We start from the raw sequence: 15324 nt of genomic DNA on the forward strand, positions 1-15324 counted from the left end.
TGAGTGACGGGACTGGTGTATCGTCCCGACCTAGGGGCTGCGCCGTGCACCACACCCACGGCGCTGGGGAGCACGACGGACACTGCAAGGGGGGCGACGGGCGATGCACTGCCAATGGAGAGACGATCCGACGCGGCCGGGTCATCCGCCGGGTCACCGGCCCGCACACCGGCGGCCGGGGCGCCGCCGGAAACCCCCGTCCAGGGTGGCCCGATGAGTGCCCCGGGGGCCCTGCTGGCCCACCATCCGGCCGCCGAGGAGCGGGGTGACGGAGGCAGCGGTTCGAGCCTGCTGACCCAACTCCTCCTCGCGGTGATCTGCGGAGGATACGCCGCCGGCTCGGCCCTCGGCTGGGGTTCTCCGCAACTGGCTCTGATCATGGGCGACTTCGGTCTCGCCGCCGCCGCACTGATCGCCGCGGTCTCCTGTTTCCTCTACGCCAGGTCCAGGGAGAGCCGCTTCAGGCCCGCCTGGCTGCTGTTCTCGGCGTCCTCGCTGATGGCCGCCTGCGGGAACGCGGTCTGGGGCTGGTACGAAGTGGTGCTGGAGCGCCCCGTACCGGCCCCTTCGTTCGCCGACTTCTTCTTCCTCTGCTTCGGACCGCCCGCCATCGTCGGCCTGCTGGTCCTCGCCAAGCGTCCGGTCACCAGGGCGGGTTGGCTCTGTCTGGCCCTCGACTCCTGGCTGATCGCCGGTTCGCTGCTCACCCTCTCCTGGAGCCTGGCGCTCGCGCACAGCGCGGCCTTCCGGGGCGCCAGCGTCGCGCACTCGGCGCTCTCCCTCGCCTACCCGCTGCTCGACATCGCACTGGTCAGCATGGTCCTGGCACTGCACTTCCGGCGCTCGTCGGCCAACCGGGCCGCGATCAACACCGCGATCGCGGCACTCGCCATGACCGTGCTGTGCGACGCCCTGTTCACCTCGCCGCTGCTGCGCGACAGCTACCACTCCGGGCAACTGCTGGACGCCGGCTGGTTCGCCGGTTCCCTGCTGCTCGCTTACGCCCCGTGGGGGGCGCGCAAGGCCGCCGAGTGGCGCGAGCCCGCGTCGTACGACCGGAGCAGGGCGACCGTACAGAGCACGTCGTACGCGCAGAGCAAGCCGTACGCCCAGAGCAAGCAGCACCGGCAGCAGGGCCGGAGCCTCGGCCGCAACCCCAGCCGTCCCATCGCCGGTTCACTCGCCGCGCTCACTCCCTACCTCGCCGCCGCGGTCTGCGTGCTGGGGATCCTCTACAACGTGATGGACGGCCACAAGCTCGACCGGGTCGTCCTGTTCACCGGCTGCACGGTTGTCCTCGCCCTCGTCGTCCGGCAGGGCATCATGCTCGTCGACAACATCTCCCTCACCCAGGAACTGGCCCAGAAGGAGAACCACTTCCGCTCCCTGGTGCAGGGTTCCAGCGACGTCATCATGATCGCCGCCCCGACGGGGATGCTGCGGTACGTCAGCCCGGCCGCCTCCGGGGTCTACGGGCGCGACGCCGAGGAACTGGTCGGCTCCGAGCTGGCCTCGATCATCCACCCCGCCGACCTCGGCCAGGTCGTCCACGAGGTCCGCCGCTTCCTCGCCGCCTCCCCGCTGGACGAACCCACCACCCGCATCGAGTGCCGCTTCAAGTCCGGTACGGGGGAATGGCTCAACGTCGAGTCCACGGTCAACCGCCACCAGGGCGGCCTCATCTTCAACAGCCGCGACGTCACCGAACGGGTACGCCTCCAAGCCCAGTTGCAGCACAACGCCGAACACGACCCTCTCACCGACCTGCCCAACCGCGCCCTGTTCACCAAGCGCGTCCGCCAGGCACTCGCCGGCCGCCGCGCCACCGACCTGGGCACCGCCGTCCTCTTCATCGACCTGGACGGCTTCAAGGCGGTGAACGACCGGCTCGGTCATCAGGCGGGCGACGAACTGCTCGTCCAGGCCGCCCGCCGCCTCCAGGACTCGGTACGGATCGGGGACACCGCGGCCCGCCTCGGCGGCGACGAGTTCGCGGCCCTGATCCTGGGCGACGGCACCCGCGACCAGGCCGCCCGCGAGTACCAGGTGCACGAGATCGCCGACCGGCTCCGCCTCACCCTCTCCCAGCCGTACAAGGTGGACGGCAACGATGTCCGGGTCGCCGCCTCCATCGGCGTCGCCTTCGCCGAACCCGGCATCACCCCCACCGACCTGATGCGCAACGCGGACCTCGCCATGTACCGCGCCAAGGCGGCAGGCAAGGACCGCGTCGAGCTCTACGCCCCCCAGATGCAGGCCGAGGTGGTGCGCCGTACCGAACTGGCGGCGCGCCTCCGATCCGCCCTGCACGACGGTGAGTTCGCCCTGCTCCACCAGCCGGTGGTCAGCCTGGCCACCGGCCGCATCGCCGCCGTCGCGGCGCAGGCCCGCTGGCGGTCCGCGCAGGGCATCCTCTTCACCCCGGCCGAGTTCCTGCGGGTCGCCGACGACAGCGACCGCACCGCGGAGCTCGGCCGCTGGCTGCTGGAGGAGGCAGTCGAGCAGGCCGCCGAGCGCAACCGCGCCGGCCACCCGGTCCCGGTCACCGTCCGGATGACCGCCCGCCGGCTGCTCGACCGGTCCATGCCGCTCGGTTCCGTGGAGGCCCTGCTGACCCGGCACGGGCTGCCCTCGGGATCGCTGGTCATAGAGATCTCCGACAGCGACCCCCGAGTCTCCTTCGACGACCTGGAACAGCGCCTGGCCGCCCTGCGCAGGCTCGGCGTACGGATCGCCCTGGACGGCTTCGGCAGCGGTTACGCCGCCATCAACGCACTGCGGCGCCTGCCTATCGACGTACTGAAACTGGACCGCGGTCTGGTGGAGGGCGTCGTCGAGTCGGCCAGGCTCTACAAGATCACCAGCGGGCTGCTGCGGATCGCCACCGACCTCGGCATGCAGTCCGTCGCCGACGGGGTCGACCTGCCCGAGCAGATGGTGGCGCTGCGTGCGATGGGGTGCACCCACGGGCAGGGCATGGCGTTCTCCGGGCCGCTGGACGAGTACCGGCTGCGCAGGGCGCTGGCGCGCGGGGACTTCCCGGTACCCGGCGGTCCGGGCGCCGCACTGCCCGTGCTGACCGGCGGATCACTTCCCGTACGGCATACGGGCGCACCCGGCATCGACTCGTTCACGCATCCGCCATTGCGCTCAAATAATGAGACGCCCGTCCCACCCACTTGACACATCCAGTGCCCCGGAGGGAGGGTCAGTGCCATGCGCACCCGAATTCTCGTACTTGGAAAGCGCGTCGGCTGAAGCAGAGTTCACCGCTGAACCTGCTTGTCCCGCCCCGACGCGCTCCCCTCGCTTGCCTCACGGCACGGGGGGTTTTTTGTTGCACCAGCACTACCCAAAACGTCGTAAAACACCGTGCAGAACCTCGCTTCACCTCAGCAGCTCCCACCCTCAGCTTCGAGAAGAGAATGCCGATGACCGAGCAGGCCACCGGGGCCCACCATCCGCAGCCCCGGCCCCGAAACACCGGACCCCAGAGCAGCCCGATCGAGCACGTGACCGGTGCGAAGTCGCTCATCCGGTCCCTCGAAGAGGTCGGGGCCGACACGGTATTCGGCATTCCGGGCGGCACGATCCTGCCGGCCTACGACCCGATGATGGACTCCACCCGGGTCCGCCACGTCCTGGTCCGCCACGAGCAGGGCGCGGGCCACGCGGCCACCGGTTACGCCCAGGCCACCGGCAAGGTCGGCGTCTGCATGGCGACGAGTGGCCCCGGTGCGACGAACCTGGTCACGCCGATCGCGGACGCGATGATGGACTCGGTGCCGCTGGTGGCGATCACCGGCCAGGTCGTCTCCAAGGCGATCGGTACCGACGCCTTCCAGGAGGCGGACATCTGCGGCATCACGATGCCGATCACCAAGCACAACTTCCTGGTCACCGACGCGGCCGACATCCCGCGCGCCATCGCCGAGGCCTTCCACATCGCCTCCACCGGCCGCCCGGGCCCGGTCCTCGTCGACATCCCCAAGGACCTGCTCCAGGCGCAGACCACCTTCTCCTGGCCGCCCACCAACGACCTGCCCGGCTACCGGCCCGTCACCAAGCCGCACGCCAAGCAGATCCGCGAGGCCGCCAAGCTGATCACCGCCGCCAAGCGGCCGGTCCTGTACGTCGGCGGCGGCGTCCTCAAGGCGCGGGCCACCGCCGAACTGAAGGTCCTCGCAGAGCTCACCGGAGCGCCCGTCACCACCACCCTGATGGCGCTCGGCGCATTCCCCGACAGCCACCCGCTGCACGTGGGAATGCCGGGCATGCACGGTGCGGTCACCGCCGTCACCGCGCTGCAGAAGGCCGACCTGATCGTCGCCCTCGGAGCCCGCTTCGACGACCGTGTCACCGGCAAGCTGGACAGCTTCGCGCCCTTCGCGAAGATCGTCCACGCCGACATCGACCCGGCCGAGATCGGCAAGAACCGCGCCGCCGACGTGCCGATCGTCGGTGACGCCCGCGAGGTCATCGCCGACCTGGTCCAGGCCGTCCAGGCGGAGCACACCGAGGGAAACACCGGCGACTACAGCGCCTGGTGGAAGGACCTGAGCCGCTGGCGGGACACCTACCCGCTGGGCTACGACCAGCCCGACGACGGTTCGCTCTCCCCCCAGCAGGTCATCCAGCGGATCGGTGAACTCGCCCCCGAGGACACCATCTACGCGGCGGGCGTCGGCCAGCACCAGATGTGGGCCTCGCACTTCATCCAGTACGAGAAGCCCGCGACCTGGCTCAACTCCGGCGGCGCCGGAACCATGGGTTACGCGGTCCCCGCCGCGATGGGCGCCAAGGCCGGCATGCCGGACCGCACCGTCTGGGCGATCGACGGCGACGGCTGCTTCCAGATGACCAATCAGGAACTGACCACCTGCGCCCTGAACAACATCCCGATCAAGGTCGCCATCATCAACAACGGCGCCCTCGGCATGGTCCGTCAGTGGCAGACCCTCTTCTACAACCAGCGCTACTCCAACACCGTGCTGCACAGCGGCCAGGACTGCGAGGGCAACGAGGCCAAGGGCACCCGTGTCCCCGACTTCGTGAAGCTCTCCGAGGCGATGGGCTGCTACGCGATCCGCTGCGAGCGTCCCGAGGACCTCGACAAGTGCATCGAGGAAGCCAACTCCATCAACGACCGCCCGGTCGTCGTCGACTTCATCGTCCACGAGGACGCCATGGTGTGGCCGATGGTCGCCGCCGGCACCTCCAACGACGAGGTCATGGCCGCCCGGGGCGTGCGCCCCGACTTCGGCGACAACGAAGACGACTGAGCGAGCAGTAGAGAGCAGAGAGAGAAACTCATGTCCAAGCACACGCTCTCCGTCCTGGTGGAGAACAAGCCCGGCGTCCTCGCCCGCATCACCGCCCTCTTCTCCCGCCGCGGGTTCAACATCGACTCCCTCGCGGTCGGGACCACCGAACACCCCGAGATCTCGCGCATCACCATCGTGGTCAACGTGATCGAGGCCCTGCCGCTCGAACAGGTCACCAAGCAGCTCAACAAGCTGGTCAACGTCCTGAAGATCGTCGAGCTGGAGCCCGCCGCCGCGATCCAGCGGGAGCTCGTCCTGGTGAAGGTCCGCGCCGACAACGAGACGCGCTCCCAGGTCACCGAGATCGTCCAGCTGTTCCGTGCCAAGACCGTGGACGTGTCGCCCGACGCCGTCACCATCGAGGCGACCGGCGGCGCCGACAAGCTGGAGGCCATGCTCAAGATGCTGGAGCAGTTCGGCATCAAGGAGCTGGTGCAGTCCGGCACGATCGCCATAGGGCGTGGCGCCCGCTCGATCACGGACCGCTCGCTGCGGGCCCTGGACCGCAGCGCGTAACCACCCACCGCGTCACCCCAGGTCTCTCGCATGCCGAGACCCGAAGACTTCCTTCCCTGAGCCCGCCGTACGGTGGGTCGCAACACCCGCACACATAGGAGAAACCCAGTGGCCGAGCTGTTCTACGACGCCGACGCAGACCTGTCCATCATCCAGGGCCGCAAGGTCGCGGTTCTCGGTTACGGCAGCCAGGGCCACGCCCACGCGCTGTCGCTCCGGGACTCGGGTGTCGACGTGCGCGTCGGTCTGCACGAGGGCTCCAAGTCCAAGGCCAAGGCCGAGGAGCAGGGCCTGCGCGTCGTCACCCCGGCCGAGGCGTCCGCCGAGGCCGACGTCATCATGATCCTGGTCCCGGACCCGATCCAGGCCCAGGTCTACGAGGAGTCCGTCAAGGACAACCTCAAGGACGGCGACGCCCTCTTCTTCGGTCACGGCCTGAACATCCGCTTCGGCTTCATCAAGCCCCCGGCCGGCGTCGACGTCGCCATGGTCGCCCCCAAGGGCCCGGGTCACCTGGTGCGCCGCCAGTACGAGGAGGGCCGCGGCGTCCCGTGCATCGCGGCCGTCGAGCAGGACGCCACCGGCAAGGGCTTCGAGCTGGCCCTGTCGTACGCGAAGGCCATCGGCGGCACCCGCGCCGGAGTCATCAAGACGACCTTCACCGAGGAGACCGAGACCGACCTCTTCGGCGAGCAGGCCGTTCTCTGCGGTGGCACCGCCGCCCTGGTCAAGGCCGGTTTCGAGACCCTGACCGAGGCCGGGTACCAGCCGGAGATCGCCTACTTCGAGTGCCTCCACGAGCTGAAGCTCATCGTCGACCTGATGTACGAGGGCGGCCTGGAGAAGATGCGCTGGTCGGTCTCCGAGACCGCCGAGTGGGGCGACTACATCACCGGCCCCCGCATCATCACCGCCGACACCAAGGCCGAGATGAAGAAGATCCTGGGCGAGATCCAGGACGGCACCTTCGCCAAGCAGTGGATGGACGAGTACCACGGCGGCCTGAAGAAGTACTCCGAGTACAAGAAGGCCGACGAGAACCACCTGCTGGAGACCACCGGCAAGGAGCTCCGCAAGCTCATGAGCTGGGTGAACGACGAAGAAGCGTAAGCCTCACCGGGCAGGGGCCGCGCGCGTTTCGACGCCGCGGCCCCTCTCCGCAGCCGTATCGCACTGGACGCCATGTCCAGCCACGGACGGGTGATGCTGACGAACGGGCGGAGAACCCTCCCGTCGGCACCACTAGACTGCTGAACCAATACACGCGTCAGGCCCACAGCGTCGTGCGTCTTCCACGCGGCCCCTCTCCACGCCTGCGGCCGTCGGGACGGCCGTCCGCAAAGCACAAGTGAGGACTCACGTGAGCACTGCCAAGCCTGTCGTACTCATCGCTGAAGAGCTGTCGCCCGCGACCGTCGACGCCCTGGGGCCGGACTTCGAGATCCGGCACTGCAACGGAGCCGACCGCGCCGAACTCCTGCCCGCCATCGCCGACGTGGACGCGATCCTGGTCCGTTCGGCCACCAAGGTGGACGCGGAGGCCATCGCCGCCGCGAAGAAGCTGCGGGTGGTCGCCCGCGCCGGAGTCGGCCTCGACAACGTCGACGTCTCCTCCGCCACCAAGTCGGGCGTGATGGTCGTCAACGCCCCGACCTCCAACATCGTCACCGCCGCCGAGCTCGCCTGCGGCCTGATCCTGGCCACCGCGCGCAACATCCCGCAGGCCAACTCCGCGCTGAAGAACGGCGAGTGGAAGCGCTCGAAGTACTCCGGCGTCGAGCTCGCCGAGAAGACCCTCGGCGTCGTCGGCCTCGGCCGGATCGGCGCCCTGGTCGCCCAGCGGATGTCCGCCTTCGGGATGAAGGTCGTCGCCTACGACCCCTACGTCCAGCCCGCGCGGGCCGCCCAGATGGGTGTCAAGGTCCTCACCCTCGACGAGCTGCTCGAAGTCTCCGACTTCATCACCGTGCACCTCCCCAAGACCCCCGAGACGCTGGGTCTTATCGGCGACGAGGCCCTGCACAAGGTCAAGCCGGCGGTACGGATCGTCAACGCGGCCCGCGGTGGCATCGTCGACGAGGCCGCGCTGTACTCGGCCCTCAAGGAGGGCCGCGTCGCGGGCGCCGGTCTCGACGTCTACGCCAAGGAGCCCTGCACGGACTCCCCGCTCTTCGAGCTGGACCAGGTCGTCTGCACCCCGCACCTCGGTGCGTCGACCGACGAGGCCCAGGAGAAGGCGGGCATCGCGGTCGCCAAGTCGGTGCGCCTGGCGCTGGCGGGCGAGCTGGTACCGGACGCGGTCAACGTCCAGGGCGGTGTCATCGCCGAGGACGTACGCCCGGGGCTGCCGCTCGCCGAGAAGCTCGGCCGGATCTTCACCGCACTCGCGGGCGAGGTGGCTGCCCGGCTCGACGTCGAGGTGTACGGCGAGATCACCCAGCACGACGTCAAGGTGCTCGAACTCTCCGCGCTCAAGGGCGTGTTCGAGGACGTCGTCGACGAGACGGTGTCGTACGTCAACGCCCCTCTCTTCGCGCAGGAGCGCGGTGTCGAGGTCCGGCTGACCACCAGCAGCGAGTCCACCGAGCACCGCAATGTGGTCACCGTGCGCGGCACGCTCACCGGCGGCGAGGAGGTCTCGGTCTCCGGCACGCTGGCGGGCCCGAAGAACCTCAAGAAGATCGTCGCCATCGGCGCGTACGACCTGGACCTCGCGCTCGCCGACCACATGGTCGTGCTGCGCTACCAGGACCGGCCGGGCGTCGTCGGCACGGTCGGCCGGGTCCTCGGCGAGGCGGGTCTCAACATCGCGGGCATGCAGGTCGCGCGGGCCGACGCCGGTGGCGAGGCGCTCGCGGTGCTGACCGTGGACGACACGGTTCCGCAGGCGGTCCTCGGCGAGCTGGCCGAGGAGATCGGCGCGGCTTCGGCGCGGTCGATCAACCTGGCGGACTAGGAACGCAGTTGGTCCGGGCCACGGGCCCCGGCCACCCGTACCCCCTTTATAGACGCTCGTCTTATACGAGCGTCCATGAAGGGGGTACGCTGCGTTTATGGGACATCGTGAGGATCTGCTCGAAGGCGCCAAGAAGTGCCTGCTGGACAAGGGGTACGCCCGGACCACCGCCCGCGACGTCGTCGCCGCGTCCGGCACCAACCTCGCCTCCATCGGCTACCACTACGGCTCCAAGGAGGCCCTGCTCAACCAGGCCTTTCTCGCGCTGACCGAGGAGTGGGGCAACGCGGTGGGTCCGGCCGGGCGGCAGGAGGCACCGCCGCTCCCCACCGAGCCGTACGCGCGGTTCGAGGCGGTCTGGGAGAGGTTCATCGCCACCGCCCCGCAGAGCGTGCCGATCTGGAAGCTCCAGTTGGAGGTCATCGCCCGCCTCGACACGGACGAGTCGCTGCGCGACGCGATCCGCGAACCGCAGAAGGAGGGCCGGGCGGGCATCGCGGAGGCGTTCCTCGGGATGGTCCCCGAGGACGACCCGGAGAAGGCCCGGGTGGCGGGCATGTTCACCCAGGCGCTCATGGCGGGTGTGATGATCCAGTGGATGGCGGACCCGGAAGCCGCGCCGACCGCGCGGGAGCTGACGCGGGGGCTGCGGGTGGTGCTGGGGGGCTGAGCCGAACCGAAAGGGGATGGGGGTCGAGGTGGCGGGGGAGCCGCCTGGGCCCCGAGTGGGGTCCACGGGCCCATGACGCCCACCCGGCGTCCACCTAGCGTGGGCCGTCCTCCGCTGTGCATTCCGCTTGCGGAGAACGGCAGTTGGGGTGGTGCATGTCTGCGGTCGGTGGCATACCTGTGGGCCCGGTTCCGGTACGTCCCGGGCGGGCTCCGCGGCCGCCGCTGCCGCGCGCGCTCGCCGCCGCCCGGGCGTTGGTCCAACTCCTCTTCGTCTTCACCCTGTTGGGGTGTTTCGGGCTCCTGGGGTCCGCGATGGCGGCGGACGGGCCGTTCGCCGGGGTGCTCGGGCTCGCGTTGTACGGGGCTGCGCCCGGGGTCGCGGGACTCCTGCTGGCCCGGCGGATGTACGTCGGCGGGCGGCGGGTGTGGGGCGCGCTGATCGGCGTACAGGTCTGGCTGGTACTCGGGGGCCTCGCCAACATCGGCGGCGGATCGCTGCGCGGGTTCAGCCAGTTGCTGGTGCCGCTGGTGCTGTTGTGGCTGCTGACGAGGGCGGAGAGCCGGGAGTGGTTCGGCCGTCCGGACCGGCCCCAGCCGCCCGCACGCCGCTGGGACTGGCGCTTCTCACTGCCCCGGATGATCACTTGGCGGCGGGACCGGGGGCAGTCCACGGCCGAGTACGCCGGTCTGGTGGTGATCATCGCGGGCATCGTGCTCGCGCTGACGCTGTCCGGCTTCGGCGGCCGTATCGCCGAAAGCATCGGGCAGGCGGTCTGCTCGATCACGGGCGGGACGAACTGCGGGGGTGGCGGGCCGGGCGGTGAGGCCGGCGATCCGGGTGCGGCGAAGCCGCCTACGGGCGGGGCGGACGGCGGAGCCGGGGGAGCGGACGGGGCTGCCGGTGGTGCGGGCGCGGCCGGTGGTGCAGGCGCGGCCGGAGGAGCTGGTGCGGCCGGTGGTGCCGGAGCTGCGGGTGGCGCGGGCGGTGCCGCAGGTGCGGGTGGAGCCGGTGGCGCGGGTGGTGCCGGAGGTACGGCGGACTCGGGCGGCCCGGGTGGGACCGGCGGGCCCGGTGATGCGGGCGGTGTCGATGACGAGAACGGTGACCCCGCTTCCGGGGACCCGGATTCCGGGGACGGGGACGATACCCAGATCAACGCGGGCGACGAGCCCGAGGCCGCGTACGACGACATGCCCGCCCCGGACGAGGAGACCGAGGAGGCCCCGAAGGAGGAGCCGAAGAAGGAGGCCGAGGAGGAGGACTGCTCCGGCTGGGGCTTCTTCGGCTGTGCGGGCGACCGCGTCACCCAGGTCTTCAAGGGCGTCGTGGTGGACGGCATCTGGGGAGACCTCACCGGATTCTTCGACCTCTTCAAGGGCGAGACCTGGTCCGGCATCGCCGACTACGGCAGCCAGCTCGGCGACAAGTGGGTCCAGGACTCCAAGGACGCGGCCGGCAAGTGGGGCGACGGCGACTACCTCGGTGCCATCGGCGACTGGGGCAAGGCGTCCTGGAACACCGCCTTCAAGGTCGGCGACGACCTCTTCGTGGGCGACGAGGTGCGCGACCGCTGGAACAACGGCGAGAAGACCCGCGCCGTCACCGATGTCGTCTGGAACGTCGGCTCGCTCTTCATCCCGGGCTACGACGTCGCCAAGGTCGTCGGCAAGTTCTCCCACCTGGGCAAGACCGCGAAGGGCATCGCCGAGGCGGCGGAGGCCGCCGGCGATGCGGGCGACGCGGCGAAGCGGGCCCGCAAGGCCGCCGACGCGGGGGACGTCGACGGCGCCCGCAAGGCAGCCAAGGAGGCCGACGAAGCCGCCGACAAGGCGGAGGAACGGGCCCGCAACACGGGCTGCTCGATCGCGAGCGGACCGGGCTCCGGCGGAGTCCCCGGCTTCGGTGGAGTACCGGGTTCCGGTACGGGACTGATCGCGGCGGGTCCCGCCCCGAGGTTCCGCTACCTCGCCGACGACGGCTGCGACACGGCAGCCAAGGCGGAGGCGGAGAAGGCCCGCAAGGCTGAGCGGGACGCCTGGGTGGCCAAGAAGCGCGCGGAGGAGCCCGGCCGCGCGGCGAAGTCCGCGGCGAAGCGCAAGGAGTGGCCCGAGCCGGAGCACGGCGACACCAAGGATCCGCGCAACTTCCAGAAGCCCGACTGGATGGCCGACCTGAAGACCCCGAAGCTGGGTTCGGCGGACCTCGGCGACGGCTACTGGGCGTCGCGCGACCGCAACCCCAAGCCGCTCCAGAAGAACGAGTCCTGGCTGCGCTACCAGGAACAGGTGACCGGCACGAACCGGGGTCACGAGTACATCGTCCCGCACCCGGAGAAGGGAAAGCCTCCGGTGGAGTACGACGGTTGGGACTCCTCGCGGCAGACCTTCCTGGAGGCCAAGAACGGTTACGGGAAGAACAAGAAGTTCGTCAACCAGGAAACCGGCGAACTCACCACATACGGGAAAAAGAAGTTCGTGGACGAGGCCCAACGGCAGGTCGACGCGGCCGGTGGCCGCGCCATCGAATGGCACTTCTCCAACGAGACCGCGGCGAAGGCTGCCAAGGAGGCCTTCAGGGAGGAGGGGCTCAAGATCAAGGTCATCTGGAACAAGGCGAAGCCGGGAGGCCCCAAGAAGCCCGATGCGTTTGACTAACCTGCCTGGTAACGGAGTCGGCGACATGTTCGACGGCTGCACGGACAGCGAGAGTGGAGGCATCGGATGGATCGAATGGTGCGGGGATTCTGGGGTCCACGCCGGCAGCCGTTGGAGGAACTTGCCGTCCTCTGGAAGTCGACGCTCGACGCGGTCGCCACGCTGCTTCCCGCTGCCTGGAGCGAGGCGGACGGTGTGCGGTGGCTGCTGATCCGTGACGACGGGAAGGACGTGGAGTTCGCGGCCGACGAAGCGGCCCTCCTCGCGGTGTTGCGTGAGGAGGAGGCGGGCGAGGGCTGGACCGAGCGGACCGGAGTTGGACCCAGGCTGGTTGCCTCGGCCGCGACGGGCTGGAGGGTCTCGGTGACCGGCCGGACCGGCGGCGCATCACCAAGCCTGCTGCAGGCAATGCTGATCAAGGTCGGCGCCCCCGACGGGGCTATCGTCCCGGAGGCCGAACTGCTTGGTGCGGTGGCGGAGTTGTGGCATCCGGACTTCGGGGATGTGGTCGACAACGACGAACTTGACGCTCTGGAGGAGGCGGGAGCACTCGTCGCCGAGCCCGGCGTGGGCCGGGTCGGCTTCCTGTCACCGGCCCGCGCGGCGCTGGTCCCGGACGATCTGAAGGCGGAGCGCACCCCCCTGCCTTCCCTGGGGGTCCTTCTCGACATCGCCCCGCCCGGCGCCGCCGACACCGTGGCAGCCGCCTATCTGCGGCTACGGGAAGCGGGCGCCCTGGAGCCTCTCCCGCACCCCATGGACCGGAGCCTGCTGTGAACGCGTCGCGAGAAGACCGAAGCGCGCGGGCTACAGCTTGGCCGCCTTCAGCGACATGTGGAGCAGCAGCCGGTCCTCTCCCTCGTGGAGGTCCAGGCCGGTGAGCTGTTCCACCCGGGACAGGCGGTAGTAGAGGGTCTGGCGGTGGATGTTGAGGGCGGTCGCGGTGCGGCCGGCCTGGCCCGCACAGTCGAGGAACACCTCGGCGGTGCGGGCGAGTTCGGTGTGGGCGGGGGTGAGGAGCGGGGCGACGGCGGGGTCCACCGGGTGGCCGGGGCCGCTGTCCGGGAGGGCGGCGAGGAGGCGGTACGGGCCGATCGCCGACCACTCCGCGACCGGGCCGAGGTGCGGGCGGGCCAGCGCGGCGCGGGCGGCGGCGGAGGCCTCACGCCAGGCGGCGGGGAGGTCGGCGAGGGCACGGGCGGGAGTGCCGATGCCTGCGGCGCAGACGGGGGGCGGGGCTGAGGACCCGCTCCCGTGGCCGCCCGGCCTCCCGTTACCGCCCGGACCCGCGGCCCCGCCCCCCTGTGCGTTCGCCAGCAGGGTCTTCGCCGCCTGGCGTCCCGGGCCCAGGTCCGCCGAGGCCCCCAGCCGGACCAGCACCGCGAGCCGGGGTCCGGCGGCGCCCGGTACCGGGACCAGGGTGAGTGCCGAGGCACCGGGCACCGTACGCAGGCCGGGGGCGGGAGAGGTCCAGGGGGCCATGCACAGCAGGGCGTACGGGCCGCCCGGTCCGAGGGGGCCGGCGAGGGCGGTGAGGGCGGCCTCCCTGCGGTTGTCGGACTCCGTGGTCAGGAGGGTCAGCAGATGCGGGCCCAGGTCCGCGCGCGCCCTGGCCTCGTCCGCGAGCTGGGCCCCGATCCGGGCGCACACCGACATGGCGGCGTCGAGGACCGGGTCCGGGAAGGCGGGGGCGGGGTCGTCCGCCGCGAGGAGCCACACATATCCGTGGACCTGGCCCCGGTGACGTACCGGAAGACAGAGCCGCCCCCGCAGCACTCCCGCCGCCGGGTCCGCCGGGATGTGCACCGGCTCGGTGGCCGTCGCGATGCCGAAGCGCTCGAACCAGGCCTTGACCTCCGCCGTGGAGCGGCGGGTCAGGATCGAGCGGGTGCGGACCGGATCCATCGCGCCCGCGTCCTCGCTGTCGTGCGCGCCGAACGCGATCAGCCGGAAATCGCGGTCCTCAAGCGTCGCGGGGGCACCCAGCAGGGCGGAGATCTCATCGACCAGGTCTTGGTAATCGGCGTTCACGCGACCCATTCTCGCATCGCTTCAGACATTTGTATGAGGCGAGGAGCGCGGATGCGTGACAGCTGTCGATAGTGAAGGCTCGGCCCGAAACCTAGATTTCACCGTGGTTATCCGTGCCGTCCCAGTTCTGTCACAAAAGGCCTGGTCACGGCCCCTTCGATTGAAATCCGTGGAGGTGCCCCGTGCTGGGTCCCGTGATCCTCGCCGCTTCGCGCAGCGACCAGATGCGCCGTTTCGTATCGGCTGCCCCGGGCACCAAACAGGTCGTGAGCCGGTTCATCGCCGGTGAGACCGTCGAGCACGTGGTGCCGATCGTCCTGGACGCCACCGACAAGGGCCTGGAAGTCACCCTCGACGTAGTCGGTGAGGACATCACCACCGCCGAGCAGTCGTACGCCGCCCGCGACGCGTACCTCGACCTGATCGCGCACCTGGGGGACCTGGGCCTGGGCACCAAGGCCGAGATGTCCGTGAAGCTCTCCATGTTCGGACAGTCCCTCCCGTCGCCCGCCGCCACCCTCAACGGAGAGCCCTCCGGGCTCGACCCTCGATTCCCGGGCGGCCACGAGCTCGCCCTCGCGAACGTCCGGCCCGTCGTCGAGGCCGCCGCCGCGATCGGCACCACGGTGACCCTGGACGCCGAGGACCACACCACCCTCGACTCGATGTTCGCCATCCACGAGGAGCTGCGGAAGGACTTCCCGCAGACCGGCTGCGTCATCCAGGCGTACCTCTTCCGCACCGAGGACGACGCCCGCCGGCTGGCCGCCGCGGGCAGCCGGGTGCGCATCGTGAAGGGTGCCTACAAGGAGCCCGCGTCGGTCGCCATCCAGGACAAGGGCGAGATCGACAAGGCGTACGTCCGGATCATGAAGATCCTGATGGAGGGCGACGGCTACCCGATGATCGGGTCCCACGACCCGCGCCTGATCGCCATCGCGCAGGAACTCGGCCGCCGCGCCGGGCGCAAGCTGGACGAGTACGAGTTCCAGATGCTGTACGGCATCCGCAGCGAGGAGCACATCCGGCTGGCCGCCGAGGGGCACCGGATGCGCGTGTACACCGCGTACGGCACCGACTGGTACGGATACTTCATGCGCCGCCTCGCCGAGAAGCCGGCCAACCTGCTCTTCTTCGGCCGCTCGATCATCACCAAGAACTGACGATCTT

The 15324-nt window shown here is 70.2% G+C and carries 10 protein-coding genes; 9 read left to right on the forward strand and 1 reads right to left on the reverse strand.

What is annotated here, in order from left to right; translation table 11 throughout:
* Nucleotides 1–213 precede the first annotated feature (213 nt).
* From ACIA73_RS21185 to ACIA73_RS21220, 8 genes are all read left to right on the forward strand, one after another.
* Nucleotides 214–3183 (forward strand): putative bifunctional diguanylate cyclase/phosphodiesterase, encoded by a 2970-nt coding sequence (locus ACIA73_RS21185; protein WP_399440178.1) that lies wholly within the window; start codon nucleotides 214–216, stop codon nucleotides 3181–3183.
* A 248-nt stretch (nucleotides 3184–3431) separates the two neighbouring features.
* Nucleotides 3432–5282, forward strand: coding sequence for an acetolactate synthase large subunit (locus ACIA73_RS21190; protein WP_399440179.1), 1851 nt, complete (start codon nucleotides 3432–3434; stop codon nucleotides 5280–5282).
* A gap of 30 nt (nucleotides 5283–5312) precedes the next feature.
* Nucleotides 5313–5840 carry an acetolactate synthase small subunit gene (ilvN, locus tag ACIA73_RS21195; RefSeq protein ID WP_362416045.1) on the forward strand — a complete coding sequence of 176 codons (528 nt, stop codon included), beginning with the start codon at nucleotides 5313–5315 and terminating at the stop codon, nucleotides 5838–5840.
* A 108-nt stretch (nucleotides 5841–5948) separates the two neighbouring features.
* Nucleotides 5949–6950 carry a ketol-acid reductoisomerase gene (ilvC, locus tag ACIA73_RS21200; RefSeq protein ID WP_399440180.1) on the forward strand — a complete coding sequence of 334 codons (1002 nt, stop codon included), beginning with the start codon at nucleotides 5949–5951 and terminating at the stop codon, nucleotides 6948–6950.
* 250 nt (nucleotides 6951–7200) lie between these two features.
* Nucleotides 7201–8796 (forward strand): phosphoglycerate dehydrogenase, encoded by a 1596-nt coding sequence (serA, locus tag ACIA73_RS21205; RefSeq protein WP_399440181.1) that lies wholly within the window; start codon nucleotides 7201–7203, stop codon nucleotides 8794–8796.
* 97 nt (nucleotides 8797–8893) lie between these two features.
* The gene (locus tag ACIA73_RS21210; RefSeq protein ID WP_399440182.1) at nucleotides 8894–9466 is read left to right on the forward strand and encodes a TetR/AcrR family transcriptional regulator; all 573 of its coding nucleotides are present in this window, start codon (nucleotides 8894–8896) and stop codon (nucleotides 9464–9466) included.
* Nucleotides 9467–9621: 155 nt separating this feature from the next.
* Nucleotides 9622–12123, forward strand: a complete 2502-nt coding sequence (locus tag ACIA73_RS21215; protein ID WP_399440183.1) for a Tox-REase-5 domain-containing protein — start codon at nucleotides 9622–9624, stop codon at nucleotides 12121–12123.
* 66 nt (nucleotides 12124–12189) lie between these two features.
* On the forward strand, nucleotides 12190–12900 hold the full coding sequence (locus ACIA73_RS21220; RefSeq protein ID WP_399440184.1) for a hypothetical protein: 711 nt from the start codon (nucleotides 12190–12192) through the stop codon (nucleotides 12898–12900).
* 30 nt (nucleotides 12901–12930) lie between these two features.
* Here ACIA73_RS21220 and ACIA73_RS21225 read toward each other — a convergent pair whose 3' ends face one another.
* The gene (locus ACIA73_RS21225) at nucleotides 12931–14163 is read right to left on the reverse strand and encodes a PucR family transcriptional regulator (protein ID WP_399440185.1); all 1233 of its coding nucleotides are present in this window, start codon (nucleotides 14161–14163) and stop codon (nucleotides 12931–12933) included.
* 173 nt (nucleotides 14164–14336) lie between these two features.
* Between ACIA73_RS21225 and ACIA73_RS21230 the strand changes: the two genes are divergently transcribed.
* The gene (locus ACIA73_RS21230; protein WP_399440186.1) at nucleotides 14337–15317 is read left to right on the forward strand and encodes a proline dehydrogenase family protein; all 981 of its coding nucleotides are present in this window, start codon (nucleotides 14337–14339) and stop codon (nucleotides 15315–15317) included.
* Nucleotides 15318–15324: the final 7 nt, after the last annotated feature.

The sequence above is a fragment of the Streptomyces sp. NPDC051561 genome (genome assembly GCF_044454195.1).
Taxonomy (GTDB): Bacteria; Actinomycetota; Actinomycetes; order Streptomycetales; family Streptomycetaceae; genus Streptomyces.